Annotated in this window: 16 protein-coding genes; all 16 read left to right on the top strand. The window is 28.7% G+C overall.

Annotated features, from left to right (window positions below):
• The first annotated feature begins 278 nt into the window (after positions 1–278).
• Positions 279–824, top strand: a complete 546-nt coding sequence (gene rfbC, locus J7M87_RS06450) for a dTDP-4-dehydrorhamnose 3,5-epimerase (protein ID WP_291649820.1) — start codon at positions 279–281, stop codon at positions 822–824.
• Between the two features lie 214 nt (positions 825–1,038).
• On the top strand, positions 1,039–2,910 hold the full coding sequence (gene uvrC, locus J7M87_RS06445) for an excinuclease ABC subunit UvrC (RefSeq protein WP_291649818.1): 1,872 nt from the start codon (positions 1,039–1,041) through the stop codon (positions 2,908–2,910).
• Between the two features lie 118 nt (positions 2,911–3,028).
• A complete protein-coding gene (gene murB / locus J7M87_RS06440; protein WP_291649816.1) occupies positions 3,029–3,949 on the top strand; it encodes a UDP-N-acetylmuramate dehydrogenase in 921 nt (306 codons plus the stop codon).
• A 184-nt stretch (positions 3,950–4,133) separates the two neighbouring features.
• The gene (locus tag J7M87_RS06435; protein ID WP_291649815.1) at positions 4,134–4,616 is read left to right on the top strand and encodes an LURP-one-related family protein; all 483 of its coding nucleotides are present in this window, start codon (positions 4,134–4,136) and stop codon (positions 4,614–4,616) included.
• An 83-nt stretch (positions 4,617–4,699) separates the two neighbouring features.
• Positions 4,700–5,488 (top strand): TIGR00266 family protein, encoded by a 789-nt coding sequence (locus J7M87_RS06430; RefSeq protein ID WP_291649813.1) that lies wholly within the window; start codon positions 4,700–4,702, stop codon positions 5,486–5,488.
• 95 nt (positions 5,489–5,583) lie between these two features.
• The gene (hisC, locus tag J7M87_RS06425; RefSeq protein WP_365844768.1) at positions 5,584–6,699 is read left to right on the top strand and encodes a histidinol-phosphate transaminase; all 1,116 of its coding nucleotides are present in this window, start codon (positions 5,584–5,586) and stop codon (positions 6,697–6,699) included.
• Positions 6,700–6,898: 199 nt separating this feature from the next.
• Entirely contained in the window at positions 6,899–7,783 is an 885-nt protein-coding gene (rapZ, locus tag J7M87_RS06420; protein WP_291649811.1) for an RNase adapter RapZ, read from the top strand.
• Positions 7,780–9,135, top strand: a complete 1,356-nt coding sequence (locus J7M87_RS06415) for a gluconeogenesis factor YvcK family protein (RefSeq protein WP_291649809.1) — start codon at positions 7,780–7,782, stop codon at positions 9,133–9,135. The genes rapZ and J7M87_RS06415 overlap by 4 nt, the downstream gene beginning before the upstream one ends.
• A gap of 188 nt (positions 9,136–9,323) precedes the next feature.
• Entirely contained in the window at positions 9,324–10,571 is a 1,248-nt protein-coding gene (locus J7M87_RS06410; RefSeq protein WP_291649807.1) for a GHKL domain-containing protein, read from the top strand.
• Positions 10,572–10,666: 95 nt separating this feature from the next.
• A complete protein-coding gene (gene whiA, locus J7M87_RS06405) occupies positions 10,667–11,617 on the top strand; it encodes a DNA-binding protein WhiA (protein WP_291649804.1) in 951 nt (316 codons plus the stop codon).
• 16 nt (positions 11,618–11,633) lie between these two features.
• Positions 11,634–15,191, top strand: coding sequence for a DNA polymerase III subunit alpha (locus J7M87_RS06400; protein ID WP_291649802.1), 3,558 nt, complete (start codon positions 11,634–11,636; stop codon positions 15,189–15,191).
• A gap of 378 nt (positions 15,192–15,569) precedes the next feature.
• Positions 15,570–16,529 carry a 6-phosphofructokinase gene (gene pfkA / locus J7M87_RS06395; protein ID WP_008676294.1) on the top strand — a complete coding sequence of 320 codons (960 nt, stop codon included), beginning with the start codon at positions 15,570–15,572 and terminating at the stop codon, positions 16,527–16,529.
• A gap of 99 nt (positions 16,530–16,628) precedes the next feature.
• Positions 16,629–18,047, top strand: coding sequence for a pyruvate kinase (gene pyk, locus J7M87_RS06390; RefSeq protein WP_291649798.1), 1,419 nt, complete (start codon positions 16,629–16,631; stop codon positions 18,045–18,047).
• A gap of 563 nt (positions 18,048–18,610) precedes the next feature.
• Complete coding sequence (rlmD, locus tag J7M87_RS06385) at positions 18,611–19,975, top strand: 23S rRNA (uracil(1939)-C(5))-methyltransferase RlmD (RefSeq protein WP_291649796.1); 1,365 nt, start codon at positions 18,611–18,613, stop codon at positions 19,973–19,975.
• Between the two features lie 545 nt (positions 19,976–20,520).
• The gene (locus J7M87_RS06380) at positions 20,521–22,404 is read left to right on the top strand and encodes a P-loop NTPase fold protein (protein ID WP_291649794.1); all 1,884 of its coding nucleotides are present in this window, start codon (positions 20,521–20,523) and stop codon (positions 22,402–22,404) included.
• A 1-nt stretch (position 22,405) separates the two neighbouring features.
• The coding region (locus tag J7M87_RS06375; RefSeq protein WP_291649792.1) for a hypothetical protein at positions 22,406–22,828 on the top strand (423 nt) is incomplete at its 3' end.

Here is a 22,828-nt window from a genome sequence, read left to right as displayed (position 1 = left end):
TTTCATTATTTGAGAACCTTATTTTACTCATATTAAATCACCTCATAACTTTATTGTACAAAAAAAGAACCTATATAGATAGACTCTCTTTTATAAGTGTCCATCTTATAGGTTCCATTTTATTTATTTTCTCGACCTTTTTTTCTACAAAGTTTTAGTTTTTACTATTAGTTTTTCACTATTTAATTTTTACCTCATATATTAAAATAGGGACTTAATTCTTAGGCTTTCTTGTAGAAAGCTAAATAACTTTAGAGTTTAAAAGGAGATATTAGACTATGTTTAGAGTTAAACAATTAGATGTTGAAGGATGTTATTTGATAACTCCAACTGTTTCCATGGAAAGCACTTGTGATTTAATTAAAGTTTTTAATGATACTCAATTTAATATATATGGATTAAGCACAGAATTTAAGGAAGAATATTATGCAATAGCAAAGCCAGGGGTCGTAAGAGGCATGCATTTTCAATTACCTCCAGAAGAACATGATAAACTTATAACTTGCATAATAGGAGAAATACAAGATGTAGTAGTTGACTTAAGAAGAGAATCTAGAACTTATGGAAAATATACTATGGTTGAATTAAATGAAGATAATAAGAATCTTATATATGTTCCAAGAGGATGTGCGCATGGGTATTATATAAAAGGTGAAAAAGATGCTTTAATTTATTATAAAGTAACAAAACCATTCATAAAAGAGTTGCGTGGGGGGATACATTGGGATTCCTTGAATATTCCTTGGGACTTTAGCAATGAGGTTGAGGTTGAGAGTGAAGATAAAGTGTGGCCTAAATTTGAGGAATTTAAATCACCTTTTTAATAATAATCAGTTAAGAAGGGATAATGAATAATTAAGGGAATAATTTTAGATAGGTTAAAATATGAATACAACTTTTAAACCTCTCTAGAAGTTTAGTACTTAATTATTCATTATCAACTATTAAGTATTAATTGTAAAGAAATTCCCTTTGTCTACTTTCTTATATAGTGATAAAATTTATATTATTAGAAATACAATTGAAGGGAGGAGTTTGATGTTTGATTTTGATTATCATCTTAAGAACTTACCAGAAAAACCAGGTGTCTATATAATGAAAAACTCTCTTGGTGAAATTATTTATGTGGGTAAGGCAAAAATTTTAAAAAATAGAGTAAAAAGTTATTTTCAACATTCAAAAAACCACTCAGAAAAAGTTAAAGTTATGGTTAAAAATATTTCTGAATTTGAATATATAGTAACTGATTCTGAAATGGAAGCTTTAATTTTAGAATGTAATTTAATTAAAAAACATAGTCCGAGATATAATATAGCGTTAAAAGATGATAAATTTTATCCCTTCATAAAAATAACTACAAATGATGATTATCCAAGGGTATTTGTAACGCGAAAGTATGCTAAAGATGGAGCAAAATACTTTGGACCATATACAAATGGAACTGCAGTCTATGAAACAATAACTTTGATTAATAAGATTTTTCCTATAAGAACTTGTAAATTGTTAATAAATGAAGGTGGAGAAAAAGTTAGACCATGCTTAAATTACCATATTAAAAAATGTGTTGCTCCTTGTGCAGGGTACGTAACGAAGGAGCAATATAGTAAAATGATTAATGATATTATGGATATACTTAATGGTAAGGATAAAACAATAATAAAAACTTTAAAAAAAGATATGGAAGATGCATCAATGAATCTTGAGTTTGAAAAGGCCGCTAAGTATAGAGATAAAATACTTGCCATTGAAGCAATAGTAGAAAAACAAAAGATATTTAAGACTATGGAAGGTGATGAAGACTTCATAAACATATATCAAGACGAAAAAGATAGCTGTATACAAGTATTCTTTTCGAGAGAAGGAAAAGTTACTGGGCGTGAGCATTTTATTTTTGAAAATACAGCAGACGATGAAATTGGGGAAGTATTAGAAGATTTCATAACATCTTTTTATGGGGGAACAGCTAAAATACCTAGAACTATATATGTGCCAGATATAGAAGATTCAGAGCTTATAGAAGATTTTTTAACAATAAAAAGAGGTGCTAAAGCTTGGATTAAAATCCCTCAAAAGGGCCAAAAAAAGGATATGCTAGAGATGGTAAGGAATAATGCCAAAATAACTTTAGAGCAATTTAAGGATAAATTCCTTAAAGAGAAGGAAATAAATAGGATATCTTTAGAAGAATTACAATATTTATTAGATTTAGATGAGCGTCCTTTAAGAATAGAGGCATATGATATTTCTAATATACAAGGTGTGGATTCAGTTGGTACAATGGTTGTTTTTGAAGAAGGAAAGTCAAAGAATAGTGATTATAGAAGGTTTAAGATTAAGTCAGTAAAGGGAGCTAATGACTATGATAGCATGAGAGAAATATTGGAAAGAAGATTTTCTCATGGACTAGAAGAAATAAAGAAAATACAAGAGCGGAATTTAAATTTTTCAAGTGGTAAGTTTTCTAGTTTTCCAGATCTTATAATGATGGATGGGGGAAAGGGTCAAGTTAACGTGGCCTTAGAGGTTTTAGAAAAGTTAAATATAAGCATTCCAGTTTGTGGTTTGGTAAAAGATGATAAACATCAAACAAGAGGAATTATATATAATAATAAAGAACTTATAATAAATAGAAGCTCAAACTTAATGCAAATGATTAGAAGAATACAAGATGAAGTGCATAGATTTGCTATTACTTATCATAGAACATTGAGAGATAAAAGAACATTACATTCCATACTTGAGGATATTCCCAATGTAGGAGAAAAGAGAAGAAGAAATCTATTAATGAAGTTTGGAAGTGTTGAAAATATTAAGAATGCAACTTTAGATGAATTGTTAGAAACGCCAAGTATAGATAAAAAAGCTGCTAAAAGTATAGTAGATTATTTTACAACTAAGGAAAAACAGTAACAAAATGGTTACAATTTAAGTATTATATATAAATATGCATTCAATGGGTTGTTTATTCATGAGTTTTAATTTATACTATGAAAAGATATTACTACGTGTATTTTATAAGGAGTTAGGTATGAATAAATATAAAGTGTTTGAAAACTTATTTAAAGAATTTTACAAAAGCGAAAATATTATTCTTGATGCAGAAATGAAAAATTATGTTCACTTTAGAGTAGGTGGACCAGCAGATATCCTTTTGATTCCAGAAAATAAGGAACAAGTTATAAGAACAATAGAGATTTGTAAAGAAAAAAACATACCTTTCTACGTAGTTGGAAATGGCTCTAACTTATTAGTAAAAGACGGTGGAATAGAGGGCGTTGTTATAAAATTAAATGAAGTAAAGAACATAAATGTTTACGGAGATATTGTTGAAGCTGAGTGTGGAGCGATGTTAAAAGATGTTTCTAATGCAGCTTTAAAAAGTTCTTTAACAGGCTTTGAATTTGCTTGTGGAATTCCTGGAACCGTAGGAGGAGCTGTATTTATGAATGCAGGTGCCTATAATGGTGAAATAGCTAATGTGATAGAGAGTGCAGAAGTCATTGATAATGAAGGTAGAATATTAACATTGTCAAAAGATGAGCTTGAATTAGGATATAGATCTTCTGTAGTTATGAAGAAAAATTATATTGTTTTATCAGCAAGATTTGAATTACAAAATGGCGACGAGAAGGAAATTAAAGAAGCAGTTGATGATTTGACTTGCAAAAGAGAATCAAAACAACCATTAGAATATCCTTCAGCTGGAAGTACATTTAAAAGACCAGAAGGATATTTTGCAGGAAAGTTAATACAGGATGCAGGACTAAAAGGATATAGTATAGGTGGAGCAGCGGTTTCTGAGAAGCATTCAGGATTTGTTATAAATAAAAATGGTGCTACAGCTAAAGATATATTAGATTTAATAGCATATATACAAAGTGAAGTTAAAAGACAATTTGATGTAGAATTACATCCAGAAGTTAGAATAATAGGTGAAGATAAAAGATGAAAATAAGTTTGTAAAAGGTTCAAGAGTATTCTTGAGCCTTTTTATTTTGGTAAATATAAATGATAACTGCTAATTTGTATTTATTAAAAAATAATTAATAATTTATTGACAATAGTAAAGTGGTATAATATACTATATTTAAAGTTAAATAAAATTATATTATATTTCGAGGAGTGTAGGATTAATGAGAAGGTTTTATATTAAAGAAAGGCTATTTTCAATAGGAGCTAAATTTGACATCTTAGATGAATATGACAATATAGTATTTATTGCAGAAGCAGATAAGTTTGATATAGGAAAAAATATTAGTATATATGATGCTAACAAAAGAAAAGTTCTTTATATGAGGCAACAAATAAGGTTGGGAGCACACAAATATATAGCTTATGATGAAAATATGAGAGAAATAGCAACTATAAAAAAAGAATTTATGGTGCCAGAGTATAATATCACAGGAACTGTGGGAGTAATGAGCATGGAATCAAATAGCATGTTAGGAAGGAACTATATAATAAAAAGAAATGGAGTAAATATGGGGAAAATTGATAAGGAGTTAACATTTGGAAGAGATAGATATTCTTTAGAAGTATTAGATGAAAGCTATAATATATTTTTTATAGGATTATTAGTAATGATAGATATGGTAAGATTCCATAATGATAATTAACAATAAATAGTGCCAATATGATTATAATGAAATAGTATGATTAATGAAATATTATAAAATCTAATAAAGGGAGGGAAATAATAATGGCTCATGAAGTAGATTATGAAATTTTAGGGAATGAAATGCAGTATGTAGAAATAGAACTAGATCCAAGGGAAAGTGTAGTTGCAGAAGCTGGAGCAATGATGATGATGGATAATAGTATCACTATGGAAACAATTTTGGGTGATGGAAGTCAAAAGTCTCAAGGAGGTTTTTTGGGGAAACTAGGAGGGGCAGCCAAGAGGGTAATAACTGGTGAAAGCTTATTTATGACCGAATTTACAAACTCTGGAGTTTTGAAACAAAAGGTGGCTTTTGCTGCACCTTATCCAGGAAAAATAATTTCAATGGATTTAAGAAAATTTGGTGGTAGATTGATTTGTCAAAAGGATTCATTCCTATGTTGTGCAAAAGGAATCAGTGTAGGAATAGCATTTACTAAGAAGCTAGGAACAGGCTTCTTTGGTGGAGAAGGATTTATATTGCAAAAACTAGAAGGTGACGGATTAGCATTCATACATGCAGGTGGATCTATTGTGAAGAAAACATTAATGCCAGGAGAAACTATAAAAATAGATACAGGTTGCTTAGTTGCTATGTCTCAAAATGTAAATTATGATATACAATTTGTAGGCGGATTTAAAAATGCTGTATTTGGCGGAGAAGGATTATTTTTTGCAACTTTAACTGGCCCGGGAGATGTATGGATTCAAAGTTTGCCATTTAGTAAACTAGCATCAAGAGTATATTCAGCTGCACCACAAAATATGGGGAAATCAGTTGATCAAGGAAGCGTTCTTGGTTCATTAGGTAATCTTTTTGAAAATTAGCACTGGAATATTTATTGTAACGCATATATAATTATTTTAAGTTATTAAATAAATTGAATTTATAGCAATAAATAACAAAGGGGGATAGTCCAGGATTGGACGAAAAAATGAAATATAGGGTTAGGGATGAAGTTAAAAGATTAGACAAATATGTAGCAGGAAAGCCAATAGATGAAGTGAAACGAGAATTTAGAATAGATAAAGTTGTTAAGCTTGCATCTAATGAAAATCCATTAGGAACTTCAAATAAAGTTAGGGAATTGATAGCTGAATTAGTAAATGAGATGAATATGTATCCAGATTCATCTTCATATGATTTTAAGGAAACTTTAAGTAGTAAGTTTAGAATAAGTAGAGATATGATATTCTGTGGGGCAGGATCAGATTCTTTAATAAATGTAATATGTGAAGTCTTTTTGGATAAAGATGATGAAAGTATAATGGCGGAAATTACTTTTCCAAGATACGAGAGTAACACAGTTCTTATGGGAGCAAAGCCGATAAAGGTTCCATTAAAAAATAATGGATTAGATTTAGAGGCTATGGTAGATGCAATAACAGATAAAACAAAGTTATTGTGGTTATGCAATCCTAATAATCCTACTGGAGGGATTTTTACAAAAGAGGATTTAGATAAAGTATTATGTAAGATACCTGAAGAGGTAGTTATAATAATGGATGAAGCTTACTGTGAATACGTTGATTCAGAAGATTATCCAGATTCATTGGAATTACTAAAGTCATATCCTAATATGATAGTATTAAGAACTTTATCTAAGGCTTATGGATTAGCTTCATTAAGATTCGGATATGGAATTGCTAATGAAGAAATAGTAGATTATATTAATAGGGTTATAAATGCATTTGATGTAAATTTATTTGCTCAGAAAGCAGCAGTTGTTGCTATAGAAGATGAGGAATTTATAAATGAAGTTAAAATATTTAATAAAGAGCAAAGAGATTATTTAACTAAGAAATTTAATGAGATGGGGCTAGAGTATATAGAATCACAGGCTAATTTTATAATGGTTAATGTAAATGGGGATGATAGGCCAATACATGAATATCTATTAAGACATGGATATATAATAAGACCAGGATACTTATTAGATATGCCTGAATGGATAAGAGTGAGTATAGGAACTAAGGAGCAAAATGTAGAGTTTTGCGAGTTACTATATGATGCTATAAAAGAAAGAGATAAAGAATAGTTTTGGTAGAGAAGAGTGATAGCTTTTCTCTATTTTTATTTTAAAACAAAATTATTTTAAGCATTCATATAGATATTTATTCTGTATATAATATATGCATATTCAAATGTAAGTATAATATTTATTATAACTTATATAAATAAGCTTGATATGTTATAATTTAACTATACAATCTTCGAATTGAAAAGGAGGCATTATCATGAGATTTATAATAGTTACAGGACTATCAGGAGCAGGTAAAACAGAAGCAACAAGAAGCCTTGAAGATATGGGATACTTTTGTGTAGATAATCTTCCTCCAAAGTTAATACCAAAGTTTGCGGAAGCCTGTGTTCAAAGCCAAGGAAAAATAAATAAGGTTGCATTAGTAATAGATATAAGAGGTGGAATTTTCTTTGATGATTTATTTGAAAGTTTAAATTATCTAAAAAGACAAGATTTTAAATATGAGATACTATTCTTAGATGCAGCAGATGAAGTATTAGTAAAAAGGTTTAAAGAAACGAGAAGAAGGCATCCATTAGCACCTGGAAGTAGAGTTATTACAGGAATTAATGAGGAAAGAAATAGATTAAGGGAAGTAAAGGATAGAGCAGATATAATTATAGATACATCAAAGTATGCAATTAGGGACTTAAGAGAAGAAATGAATAAGAATTATGGAGATGTAAAGCAGCCAGAACAGCAACTTTCAGTGACTATCTTAAGCTTTGGTTTTAAATATGGGATACCAGTTGATTCTGACTTAGTATTTGATGTTAGATTTATACCAAATCCATTTTATATTCCAGATCTTAAGCCATATTCAGGTAATGATGAGCCAGTAAAAAAATATGTTCTTGATCAAGAGGAAACTAAAGGTTTTATAAAAAGAGCAGATGATATGTTAGACTTTTTGATACCTAATTATAAGAAGGAAGGAAAGAGACAACTTATAATATCAGTTGGTTGCACAGGAGGAAGACATAGATCTGTAGCTATAGCGAATGCTTTATATAAGAAGTTGCTAGAAAGAAATTACAATGCTTCTGTTGAACACAGAGATATAAGAGAAGATGTACATCAAGGAGCTAAAAAGCTATGAGTATAAAAGATTGGTTGAAACCAGGGGTTAGAATTAAAAGATGGCTTTTCTTTGGAATATTTGGGATTCTTTTAATAGCATTTGGATTTACAGAATTAGCAGTACGAAGAGTTTATGATTTTTATTATAAAATATTTTATATATTTTTAAATATAACAGGAGTATTCGTTATATATATATCTGTTATAGAAAGTATGAAGTCAATAATAGCACTCACAAATAAGGGATACATTCAGTTATCATTAGATAGTAGGAAAATGGAAAATCTTATATATGAAAAAAGATTATTAGTAAAGGGGCCTAAGATTGTAGTTGTTGGTGGTGGTACAGGATTGTCAACTATGCTAAGAGGCTTAAAATACTATACATCAAATATAACTGCAATAGTAACAGTTGCTGATGATGGAGGGGGCTCAGGTGCTCTAAGAGAGGACTTAGGGATGCTACCACCTGGAGATATAAGAAACTGCATATTAGCACTAGCAGATACGGAGCCACTAATGGAGGAGTTGCTTCAATATAGATTCCCAGATGGAAGATTAAAAAATCAAAGCTTTGGTAACTTATTTTTAGCAGCTATGGATGGCGTAAGTGATAATTTTGAAGATGCTGTTCAAAAAATGAGTTCTGTATTAGCTGTAACAGGAAAGGTATTGCCAGTTACATTAGAGGATATGAAATTAATTGCAGAACTTGAAAATGGTAATAAGGTAGAGGGAGAGTCTCAAATCCCAGATGAAGTATTAAAGCAAAATTCAAGAATAAAAAAACTTATGATAGAGCCTAATGATGCAAAGCCTCTGGAAGATGCTATAAAAGCAATAGAAGAAGCTGATGCAATAGTATTAGGACCGGGGAGTCTATATACAAGTATAATACCAAATTTATTAGTAAAAGATATTTCGGAAAGCATAAGAAAAAGTGATGCAATAAAGATATATATATCTAATATAATGACTCAACCAGGAGAAACACATGGGTTCAAAGCCTCAGATCATATAAAGATATTAAAAAAATATGGTGGAAGAGGAATTGTAGATTATGTAATTGCTAATAAAGGAGATATTCCTGGTGATATAAAGAAAAGATATTCATTAGATAATTCACAATTAGTAGAGTTAGACGCAAAAGAAATAAAAGGTCTAGGTGTAGAGGTAGTTGAGGCTTCTTTAGCAAAAATAGAAAAAGGTTATGTTAAACATGATTCAGAGTATTTAGCCGAAGTTTTAGTAGATACAATAATGGAGAAGAAGTTGTTATACGATAGAAAGAAAATAATAGAATATATGTATGTATCACAAAGAATAAAAGAGCGGGATAAAAAGAATAAGATTAATAAAGAAAATAACTAAGAGGATAAAGTCTTCTTAGTTATATTTTTTTTACTTTAAAGTAAGGTATTGTAATATTAATGTATAATATGGAAAAATATATAATAATTTGTTAGAATATAGTATATAGCGAGGAAAAATATACGAGGGGGTTAAAAATGAAACTAAATTTACTCCAAGCAAATTTATTGATATAAAGGAGGTATTTTATGGATGTATTGATGATATTTATAGAAATGATGTTGGTGATTTTATTGTATAATGCATTATTTAATAAAGGTAAGGAAGAAAACTTATTAAAGTATACTATTATAATAGCAGTTTGTAGTATATTATTTTATACTTTTAAAAGTATAAATACTTTGCTAGTTTATGTGATATTGCTATTAGCAGAGATTATTGCAATAGCAGTAATTGATAAAAAAGATAAAAACTTAGTATTAACAGAAATGGTTATATGCGTTGTTATAACTTTTGTATTACAAAGTACATTAGTAACTATATTATATTTATTTACTAAAAAAACAAAGGAATTAGCTTTTGTGCAACTATTATTTTTTGCTGTTAATATATTATTAATTATTATATTTTCTAAAAGATACACAAAAAAGAAAAATTTGGATTTTGAAGAATATCTTGAAGATAACCTTTTAATATCAAATATATTTTTAAATATATTTATGTTTTTTATGATATATAAAATTATTTATGACAGCGGAGAATTTTCAAATTTAATTGTTATAGAAATAAACTTACTTATTCTTATAAATATATTTTTAAATGTAAGTTTTTATAGGTCATTACATAAAACTATACTAAAGAATAAAAGTATAGAAGTTAAAAACGCTTACAATCCATTATTGGATGACATAATACAAAACATAAGAGCAAATGAACATGAATATAAGAATCATATAAATATACTATATTCAATGATACAAGTGTCAAAGGATATTCCAGAGTTAAAGAATAGAGCAAAAAAGTATATAGGTGAGTTAAGTAATACAAATATATTAATTTCTGTAATAGACATTGAAAGTACGATACTTAAAGCTATTTTGTATAGTAAGCTAGTTGAATGTGAACAGCATGGAATAAAGCTAAATTATTTTATTGATAGTAATATAGAAGAAAGTTGCTTAGATGACTCAGAGATAACAATAATACTAAGCAATTTATTAAACAATGCTATTGAAGCTACTAAGAACTCACTAAAAAAAGAAGTTGCTATAAGAATTAATAAAAGTGAAAAAATTAAAATAGAAGTTATAAATAGTATTTGTGGCTTAAATATATCAAATGAAGAAATAGATAGCTTTTTTAGAAAAGGTTTTTCAAGTAAGGGAAAGGGCAGAGGATATGGCTTATATAATGTGAAAAAAATAGTAAAAAAATATAAGGGTGACATAAAGGGAAGAATAATCGGAGAAAACTTAGTTATAGAAATATTAATATAAATTAATATTTAAAGCTATAATTTACATATAAATTTTTAGTGTGATTTGTGATATAATTACATGATAACAATAGATAATAAGGAGAAATAGGCCATATGTCATTTTCATCAAAGGTAAAAGGAGAAATTTGCAGACATTCTGAATTAACCAAAGAAGAAGCATTAGCTGAAATTTCAGCAATAATGAAAGTAAGTGGAACAATATCCTTTAGTGGCTTAGGGTTAGCGTTTAGGATTACCACTGAAAATCCAGCATCTGCAAGACATATATTTAGTTTGCTAAAAGAACATTTTAACATACATTCAAAACTTATGGTTAAAAAAAGCAATTCATTAAAGAAAAATAATATATATATGGTACTCATAGAGGAATCTATGGGGGTTAGAGATCTTTTAAGAGATACTGGAATACTAACAGAAGTAGAAGGGGTATTAACTTTAGACTACAGAATAGATGAAAATATGGTTAAGACAGAAGAATTAAAAAGAGCATATGTACGAGGAGCTTTTATAGGTGGTGGAAGTATAAGCAACCCAGAAAAAACTTATCACTTAGAATTTGTTACTCATAGTGAAGACTATGCTAGGGATTTATCAGCTTTAATAAATACTTTTGGATTAAATTCAAAAGTAATACAAAGAAAAAATAGTCATATTATTTATCTAAAAGAGGGAGAGCAAATTTCAAATCTTTTAGGGATAATAGGTGCACATACATCATTATTAGAGTTAGAAAATATAAGAATAATGAAGGAAATGAGAAATAATGTTAATAGGCTTGTAAACTGTGAAACAGCAAATTTAAGTAAAACAGTAAACGCAGCAGTAAGACAAGTTGAAAGTATAAAGCTTATTCAAAGAGAAATAGGGCTTCAGAGATTACCAAAAAACTTAAGAGAAATAGCAGAACTTAGATTAAGTTATCCAGATGAGTCACTTAAGGAACTTGGTGAAATGCTGGATCCTCCTGTAGGAAAATCAGGTGTTAATCATAGATTGAGAAAAATAGAAAAGATAGCTGAAGAAGTTAGGTCGGGAACATATTAAAAGAAAGGCGGTGTTTTTGTTGAGTAAAAAATTTACCCATCTACATCTCCATACTGAATATAGTTTGCTTGATGGTTCAGGAAAAATCAAAAAAATAATAAGTAGAGCTAAGGAATTAGGGATGGACAGTATAGCAATTACTGATCATGGTGTTATGTATGGTTGCGTAGCTTTCTATAAAGAAGCAATAGAACAAGGAATCAAACCTATACTTGGATGTGAAATATATGTAGCTGCAAAGTCTATGGATATTAAAATAAATGATAAGGAAAATAGTACTCATCACCTAGTATTATTAGTTAAAAATGAAGAAGGATATAAAAATCTTATGGAAATTGTATCGCAAGCATCTATAAGAGGATTTTATTATAAGCCAAGAGTTGACCATGACTTTTTAAGAAGTCATAGTAATGGACTTATTGCTTTAAGTGCTTGCTTAGGGGGAGAGGTTCAGTCATGGCATCTTAAGGATAATTATGAAAAAGCTAAAGAAGTGGCTCTTTTGTATAAAGATATTTTTAAAGATGAATTTTATTTAGAGATACAAAATCATGGTATGGATGAACAAAGAAAAGTAACAGAAGGAAATATTAAGTTATCAAAGGAAACAGGAATTCCTTTAGTAGCAACTAATGATGTACATTACATAAATCAAAGAGATTCAGAGTCACATGATGTACTTATGTGTATTCAAACAGGAAAGACTATTGATGATCCAAATAGAAGAAGGTATCCTTCAGATCAATTTTACTTAAAATCCCAAGAGCAAATGTGGGATATGTTTTCGCATATTCCGGAGGCATTAGAAAATACAACAAAAATTGCGGAAAAATGTAACTTTGGTTATGAGTTCCATGTATCAAAACTTCCTAAATTCCCAGTTCCAGAAGGTATAGAGCCGTATGAGTACTTAAAAAACGTATGCTATTCTGGATTGATAGAAAGGTATGAGGTATTTAAGGAGTTCTTAAATAAACCACTAAATGTGGAAGAACTTGTGGATTATTATAAAATAAATGAAGAGGCTTGTGGATATATTGAAAGATTAGAATATGAATTGTCAGTAATCAAGCAAATGGGATATGTAGATTACTTCTTAATAACTTGGGATTTTATTAGATTTTCTAATGAAAATGGAATCCCAACTGGACCAGGTCGTGGATCTGCAGCAGGTTCAATAGTTGCTTATACTTTAGGTATAACAAAGATAGATCCAATAAAATATAGTTTGCTTTTTGAAAGATTTTTAAATCCTGAAAGAGTAAGCATGCCTGATATAGATTCGGATTTTTGCTATGAAAGAAGACAGGAAGTTATTGATTATGTTGTTGAGAAATATGGAATAAATAATGTTTCACAAATAATAACATTTGGAACAATGGCACCTAGAGCATGTATAAGAGATGTAGGAAGAGCTATGAATTATTCCTATGCAGAGGTAGACAGAATAGCTAAAATGATACCAACTATGCTAGGGATTACTATTGATAAGGCTTTAGAAATAAATCCAGAACTTAAAGCAGCATATAATAATGAAGAAAGAGTAAAAGCTTTAATAGATGTAAGTAAGGACTTAGAAGGATTGCCTAGGCATTCATCAACTCATGCTGCAGGAGTAGTTATAGCATCTAAGCCATTAGTTGAATATGTACCACTTCAAAGAAATGAAGATTCTATAGTAGCTCAATTTGATATGACTACTTTAGAAGAACTTGGACTACTTAAAATGGATTTCCTTGGATTAAGGACATTAACAGTTATGAATGATGCTGTTAAAATGATAAAAGAAAACCAAGGAATTGATATAAATCTAGATAAGATTAATTTTGAAGATAAAGATGTATATAATATGATTGGAGAAGGAAAAACAGCAGGTGTATTCCAATTAGAATCTCCAGGAATGACTTCGTTTATGAAGGAATTAAAGCCAGATTGCTTAGAAGATATAATTGCAGGAATATCATTATATAGACCAGGTCCTATGGGTGAAATTCCAAGATATGTTGAGTGTAAGCAGAATCCAGATAAAGTTGAATATGAAGTTCCAGAGCTTGAAGATATTTTAAATGTTACTTATGGAGTAATGGTTTATCAAGAACAAGTAATGGAGATAGTTAGAAAGTTAGCTGGATATTCTATGGGAAGAAGTGACCTTGTAAGAAGAGCCATGTCTAAAAAGAAGCATAAGGTCATGGAAGAAGAAAGAAAAAACTTTATATATGGAGTTGTAGATGATAATGGAAATATAGAAGTTCCAGGATGTAAAAGAAACGGTATATCAGAAGAATCCGCAAACAAAATTTTTGATCAAATGATGGATTTTGCTTCCTATGCATTTAATAAATCCCATGCAGCTGCATATGCAGTTATAGGATATCAAACTGCATATTTGATGAAATACTATCCTGTTGAAACTATAGCAGCAATGCTTAATTCAGTTATGGGAACAAGTGAAAAAGTAGCGCATTACATAAACTTTGCAGAAAGTCTTGGTATACAAGTGTTACCGCCAGATATAAATGAGAGTTATTCCAAGTTTACAGTTAAAGGCGATAAAATCATATTTGGTTTAGCTGCAATAAAAAATGTAGGATATAATGTTGTAGAAACTATTGTAGTGTCTAGAAATAATAAAGGAGAATTTGAGTCCTTGATGGATTTCATAAATAAAATAGATTTATCATCTGTAAATAAAAGAGCAATAGAAAGTCTTATAAAGGCTGGAGCACTTGATTGTTTTGATGTATTTAGATCAAAGCTTTTGGCAGTGTATGAAAAGCTGATGGATAGTGTATCCAGTGAAAGAAAAAGAAATATAGATGGACAAATAAGTTTATTTGGTATGGAAGAAGAAATTGAGGTGCCTGAAATTAATTATCCAAATATAAAAGAGTTTGCAAAAAAAAATATTTTAGCAATGGAAAAGGAAATGACAGGCTTATATTTATCAGGGCATCCTTTAGATGAATATGCTGATAGCTTAAAAGTTCAAACTACTACTAGTATAGATAAGGTATATAAATCATATGAGATAATAAGTGAGACCTTCAATCAAACTGACTTGCCTGAGGACATAATACATGATGAAGAAAGAGTTATACTTGGAGGTATAATTGCTGAGTCAAATCAAAAGATAACAAGAAGTAATACAATGATGGCATTTTTAAAGCTTGAAGATTTAACAGGTATTATAGAGGTTATAGTATTTCCTAAGACATTGGATAAGGTTAGAGAATCGATTAAGGAAGATAGTTTAGTGGTTATTAAAGGTAGAGTAAGTATAAAGGAAGATGAATTACCAAAACTTATATGTGAAACAGTTGAACCTTTAGAAAAAATAAATACTTCTAAGGTATATATTAGAGCAAATAATTTAGATGAAGGAAGAAACTTAATGAAGGAATTAAGAGTAATGCCTTCAGAATATAAAGGAGATACTACTGTTTATATCTTTACTGCTAATGATAGAAAAAATTATAGAATGCCAAAAGATATATGGATAGATTTAGAATCTGAAGCTGTTAGTTATTTTAAAGAAATAGCTGGAGAAGAAAATGTTAAAATTATAGAATAATAATAAGAGGAGGGAGTAAAATCTTTCCTTTTTATTTAATTATATTTTTTAGTTAAATATAAAATAATATTATTATGAAAAGTTAAAAAAATTTATAATATGAATATAGAAAAAATTATTATTTAAGCTATAAATAATAATTAATTAGGTTATAATATAAGTAAGAAAGTATAAAAAAGTCGATAAAAATCATAATATTGTATTTATTTTAGTTGCATAAACTTTGTGTAGCAAGTAAAATAAATAAGGTGATAAAAATTAGTAAAAAACTTAAATTAATGTAGTGCAATAAATAAAATTATTATAGTAAATAAAAAATGGATAATTCCACAGGAAGTGGGACAACCTTTGTCCCGGTGGTGTTAAGGAGGAAACAGCATGAAAAAAATAGCTATTTTAACTAGTGGTGGAGATGCTCCAGGAATGAACGCAGCAATAAGAGCCGTTGTAAGAACTGCTTTACATCATGGCATAGAAGTAATGGGCGTTCAAAGAGGATATAGTGGTTTAATTAATGGAGAATTATTTACTATGGATAGATCATCAGTATCAGATATTATCCATAGAGGAGGAACTATCCTAAGAACTGCTAGATGCGTTGAATTTAAAAAAGAAGAAGTAAGAGTTAAAGCTACTAAGATATTGAAAGCATATGGAGTAGATGCATTAGTAGTAATTGGTGGTGATGGATCATTTACAGGAGCTAAACTTTTATCAAAGTTAGGTGTAAAGACTGTAGGATTACCAGGAACAATAGATAATGATTTAACTTATACTGATTTTACAATAGGATTTGATACTGCATTAAATACAGTAATTGATGCAATAGATAAAATTAGAGATACATCAACTTCTCATGAAAGAGTTTCAATAGTAGAAGTAATGGGAAGAGATTGTGGTGATTTAGCTTTATATGCTGGTATAGCAGGTGGAGCAGAATATATAATAACTCCAGAAAAAGGATTCTCAAAAGAAGAACTTTGCAAAGTAATATTAGAAGGTAAACAAAAAGGTAAAATTCATAACTTAGTTTTATTAGCAGAAGGAGTAGGCGGAGCACAAGAATTAGCTAAATATGTTGAAAGTGTGACAGGTATTGAAACAAGAGCAACAGTTTTAGGTCATATTCAAAGAGGTGGAAGCCCAACAGCAACTGATAGAGTTTTAGCGTCTAGAATGGGTTCTAAAGCAGTAGAGGTTCTTTTAGAAGGAAAAACATCAAGAGTAATAGGAATAAAAAATAATGAGATAATCGATCAAGATATAGATGAAGCCTTATCATTAGATAGAAAATTTGACGAAAAGTTATTTGAAATAGCAAATGAAATTTCATCTTAGAATTAAATCTTTGATTTATTACTCAACTATATAAATATATTAATAATATTTTACTAAGCTAAAATAAAATATATACTTAAATTAAAGGAGTGTTATTACATGAGAAAAACTAAGATGATTTGTACTATTGGTCCAGCTAGTGAAAATCCAGAAATATTATCAAAAATAATTGAAGCAGGAATGAATGCATCAAGACACAATTTCTCACATGGAGATCATGCAGAACATGCAGAAAGAATAAATTTGGTTAAGGATTTAGCTAAAAAACACAATAAAGAAATAGCAATAATGCTAGATACTAAAGGGCCAGAAATAAGAACAGGAAAATTTGAGCCAAAGAAAGTAGAATTAAAATCAGGTAATGATTTTGTGATATATGCAGGCGGAGATGTAATTGGAGATACAACTCAATGTACAGTTACATACGAAGGATTAGCAAATGATGTTAAGCCGGGCAATGTTATATTAATAGATGATGGTCTAGTTGGTTTAGAAGTTCAATCTATTGAAGGGAATAAAATCAACTGTAAAGTTATGAATACAGGTTTTGTAGGAACTCATAAAGGCGTTAATGTTCCAGGAGTTTCAATAAAATTACCAGCATTAACTGAAAAAGATATAGCTGATTTAAAATTTGGTTGTGAAATTGGAGTTAATTTAGTTGCTGCATCATTTATAAGAAAAGCATCAGATGTAGAAGCTATAAGAAAGATCTTAGTTGAAAATGGTGGAGAACACATTCAAATATTCTCAAAGATAGAAAATCAAGAAGGTGTAGATAATATAGATGCTATATTAGAAGCTTCTGATGGAATAATGGTTGCTAGAGGAGACTTAGGAGTAGAAATTCCTATGGAAAAGTTACCAGCAGTTCAAAAAATGATAATAGAAAAATGTAACAATGCAGGTAAACCAGTTATAACTGCTACACAAATGCTAGATTCTATGATAAGAAATCCAAGACCAACAAGAGCAGAAGTATCTGACGTTGCTAATGCTATATATGATGGAACAGATGCTATAATGTTATCAGGAGAATCAGCAAATGGAGATTGGCCAGTAGAAGCTGTTCAAACTATGGCTAAGATAGCAATAGAAGCAGAAAAACAATTAGATTATGAAATAGCTACTTCAAGAGCTAAGAAACATATACCTGCTATAGCAGGAGTTATTTCAAGAGCTGCTGCAAATGCTGCTTATGAATTAAAAGCTTCAGCTATAATTTCATCAACTCAAAGTGGAGCTACTGCAAGAAGATTATCTCAATGCAGACCAGACTGTCCAATAGTTGCTGTAACTCCAGATGAAAAAGTTGCTAAAAAATTAGCATTATGTTTCGGAGTTTATCCAGTTGTTTCAGGAAAAATGGAATCAACTGATCATATGATGGAAGAATCAGTTAAAGTTGCAGAAGTTAATGGATTTGTTAAAACAGGAGATACAGTTGTAATTGCTGCTGGAGTTCCTGTAGATAAGATAGGAGCTACTAACTTATTAAAGATAAGTGTAGTAGAATAAGAAAATAGAAGCCTTTTGGCTTCTATTTTTGTTTGTAAATAAAAAAAGCAAGGCTATATGATAATCAATATCAATAAATACGATGAAAGTTTTAAAATAGTTAAATAATAGAATAAAAAAAGTATAATAATTGTATAAATATAGATAATTAACAAAATGTTAATAATTATATTGATAATATTTAAGTTATAATGTATATTATGATATGAATATTGTAATACTATTAAATGGAATTAAATGGCAACTAATTCTGACTTAGGCATCCTGTGATGCCATTTTTTTTGCTTCAAAATAAGTATATTATTTACTTAATATTGTGAGTATAATTTATAAAAGTAATACTTTATTATAAATTTAGCTTTATAATTAGAAAGAGAAATGCCTTCCTTTTGAGTTTTATTAAATTAATAATTTAAATATACTGAAAGTATAGATGTATATTATCTCAAGGAATGTATTAGAAATATGAACCTTTTGTATTTTATATATTTTTATGCTATCATAAGATGAAACTTTAGAGGATAGTTAAAATTTTATATATAAGATTTTAAGAGGTGGTTATTTTGATTGAAAAAAATAATGAATATATATTGGATATAATAGGTATAGGATATGAGGGCGAAGGAATAGCTAAAGTAGATGGATATCCTATATTTATAGAAGGGGCTATACTTGGAGAAAAGGTAAGAGTCCTAATAGTTAAAGCAAAAAAGAATTTTGCATATGGTAAATTATTGGAAGTTATAGAACGTTCTTCAGATAGAGTAGAGCCAAAATGTAAAAATTATAAAAGATGTGGCGGATGTTCTATTCAGCATATGAATTATAAAAAACAATTAGAGTATAAATATGAAAGAGTTAAAGATTGCATTCACAAAATAGGTGGATTATCAAAAGATATTGTTAATTATCCTATAGGTATGGATATACCAGAAAGATATAGAAATAAAGTTCAATTACCTGTTGGAATGGTAAAAGAGAAGCTTTCAATTGGCTTTTATGCACCAAGAAGTCACGATATAATAGATTTAGATACATGCTTGATTCAAGATAATATAGCAGATAAAGTGACAAAAATAACCAGAGAATGGATGGAAAAATATAATATAGCTCCTTCAAGTATAGATGGGAAATTTAATCCCCAAGGATTAGTAAGACATATAATGATACGCAGGGGATTTAAAACTAATGAAGTTATGGTTGTATTAGTAACATCAAAAAGTAGTGTGAAGTACATAAATGAGTTTGTAGAACTGATAAGAGATAATATTGATGGCATAAAAAGTATTATACAAAATGTAAATGAAGCAGATACAAATGTAATTTTAGGAGAAAAATGCATAACTTTATGGGGAGAAGATACAATAACTGATTATATAGATGAATTTAAATTTAATATATCACCTCTTTCATTTTTTCAAGTTAATCCAAAGCAAACAGAAGTATTGTATTCTAAGGCGTTAGAATATGCAAAGTTAACTGGAGAAGAAGTTGTTTTTGATGCATATTGTGGTACAGGAACAATAACATTATTTCTTTCACAAAAAGCAAAAAAGGTTTATGGAGTAGAGATAATAAAAGCAGCTATAGATAATGCTAATGAAAATGCTAAGATTAATAATGTTAAAAATGCAGAGTTTTTTGTTGGGAAATCAGAAGAGATAATTCCAGATTTAATTGATAAAGGAATTAAACCAGAAGTCATAGTTGTTGACCCACCAAGAAAGGGATGTGATATAAAGTTGTTAGAAGCAATAGGCAATGCTAAACCTAATAAAGTTATATATGTTTCCTGCGATCCTAGTACATTAGCTAGAGATTTAAGGATACTAGAAGAAAAAGGATATAGGACGAATGTTGTTCAACCAGTTGATATGTTTCCACATACAAGTCATGTGGAGACTGTAGTGTTGCTACGTCGAAAATAATGCTAGAAATACTGAGTTTTAGCCACTTTCATAGACATATAATATTTAGGACAGAGGGGAATAAAATCAGGAATAAAGAATTGAAAAGATATTTTGACGTGTCTGTAGTTATATATATGGAGTGTGGAAATACTAAGTAAGAAATTTGAAATAAAGTAATTAATCATAGAATGGACATTGAATTTATATATTCAATGTCTATTTTTATATAATAATATATTAGAAAATAAAATTTAATAAGCTTGGTTAATGAATTATTTATAAAATAATAAAAGAGTAGTTTAATTCAATTTCTTTATATAAAATTGGAAAGAAAATTAAAATAAATTATAGACATTTTTTATAATTTAAGCAAAGTTAGACACTTTTCACTTGAAGTATTATGGAAATATTAAGTAGAAAGATATATAATAAATAGTAATTATAGAAAAAATGGGAAGATTTAATTTGTTAAAAGTAATTAAAACAATTATGCAATTAAAAAAAGAAGAATAGTTTTTATAATTTTATTATAAAAATTATTAATATGAAAGAGAGGTAAACTTATGTGGGTTGATAGAGAATCAGGGGTAGATTTATTGTCATATGAGCCATTTGCAGAATTAGTAAAAAATATATTACTTGATGAAACAATGAATCCATTGACTATTGGTTTATTTGGAAGTTGGGGAGCTGGTAAGTCTACGCTTTTAAAATTGGTTGATACAAAATTGAGTAATAAAAAAGAGCTTGAAAATAAGAGAATTGCCACAGTATTTTTGAATGCATGGGCTTTTGAAGGATATGATGATGCCAAAAGCGCTTTAATGGAATCGTTATTATTAGAATTACAAGATAATGTATCTGAATTTAAAAATGTCAAAAATAAAATATCAACATTGATTAGAAGACTAGATTTTTTCAGAATTGGAAAGTTTGCATTAAAATATGGCGTTCCAGCAATAGGAAGTGCTTTTACTCCAGTCGGATTAGCTGGAAGTGCTGCATATTTAACATCGCAAAAAGATAATATAATTTCAGATGCAAAAGATATAGTTAGAGAAGAGATAAAAGATGCACAAGATGAAGCTGAAAAGAAAAATGATGTTATTAGTAATATTAGAAAATTTAAAAAAGAATTTGAAGAATTAATAATAGAATCAAAAATTGACAATTTAGTAGTTATGATTGATGATTTGGATAGATGTAGTCCGGAAAGAATAATTGAAACTCTTGAAGCTATTAAATTATTTTTATCAGTACCAAAAACAACATTTATTATAGCTATAGATGATTCTGTAATAAAATACTCTGTGAAAAAAACATATCCTAAGATAGATGATGATGATTTTGGAATAGTGGATAATTATATTGAAAAAATTATTCAATTACCAATTTATATTCCAGAATTATCAGAGCAAGATATTACAAATTATTTATTATTTTTAGTTATTGAATTATATTTTGAGGAATCGGTAGTAAAAAAATTGTCAAGTAAATTGACAAAGATAAATGCGTTTTTTAGCGGAATAACATTAAACCAGCAAACAATAAAAGAATGTATTCCGGAGATTAAATTAGAAGAAAAATTATTAAAGGGAAAGACTTATCAAGATTATATAAAAATGTTTGAGATTGTAAGAAAAGTTGCTAAAGTAATATCTTTAGAATTAAAAGGTAATCCAAGACAAGCTAAAAGATTTTTAAATACATTTCTTGTTAGAAAAAAGCTTGGAGAAATATATAGTGTTGGGGGAAAAAGCACTCTTGATTATGAAGTATTAGCACAATTAACAGCTTTAGAATACCTTGATAAAAATGTTTTTCGAGAGTTATATAAAGCTGCTATGAAAACTAAAAATACTGATAATGTTCAAGAATTGTGTATTATTAAGAATATAATAGAGAATGGAGAAGAAATTCCAAAAGAGTTCTTTGAATGGGATAAACCATCTATAATTAATTGGGTTAAGAATACAGATATTAATAATGTTTCAGGAAAAGAATTGTTAAGTTATTTTTATTTATCTAGAGAATCTTTACATATAAACTTTAGTGCAGTAGATGAACTAACAGTTGAAGAAAGAAAGGCATTTAATGAATATATGAAATTAGAGAATACAATTGCATTAAAAAACTCTTTAGATAGAATGAAGAAGAATAGTAATCTAAATTTAGATAATATCATAAAGGCAATTATTGATAGTAGTAGAAATAATATCAAATTGTTAAAGAAATGTGTGCCTATTTATACGGATTATGAAATGTATAGGAATAAGATTATAGAAGTAATTGTTACAATGAAGGAAAAAGACTTAAATATGAATATAATAGTGACTTTAAATAATCTATATAGAATTGATAAAAACATTTTTAAATCTGTCATAGATTACTTTAAAGAAATAAAGGTGGATCAGAAAAAGCTTGATTTAATTATTAAGGAGGATTAATATGGGGACATCAAAAGGATATATTCCGCCAACTAATCAAAAGTGGAGAAATGCAAAAAGAGCAGTTGGTTTAATTGGGAAAAGTGGATATTCATATTCAAAAGTACAGAAAGCGGTAAAAAAATATGCGGAAGCATATAGCGAAACACATTTAGGTTCAAGCTCAGCTAGTATTGTAGCTGGTAATGTATTAGGATTTTTATCTGATATAAACAAAATTGGATTCACTAATACAATAGAAAAATATGGACTAGTTGAATTTGAAAAATTAAAAGGACTTGAGTTGTATAACGCACTTTTAAACTACTTTGCAAGTAATGCTAATACACCAGATAATCAAATAGTTAGAAATAGTTTGGGAGATACGCTAGATAAATTACATATATATGAGTTGAAGGATTTAGAGAAAATTAATTCGCAAGAA

The organism is Clostridium sp., from assembly GCF_017888565.1.
GTDB lineage: Bacteria > Bacillota > Clostridia > Clostridiales > Clostridiaceae > Clostridium.
This window is presented reverse-complemented; position numbering and strand designations above follow the sequence as displayed.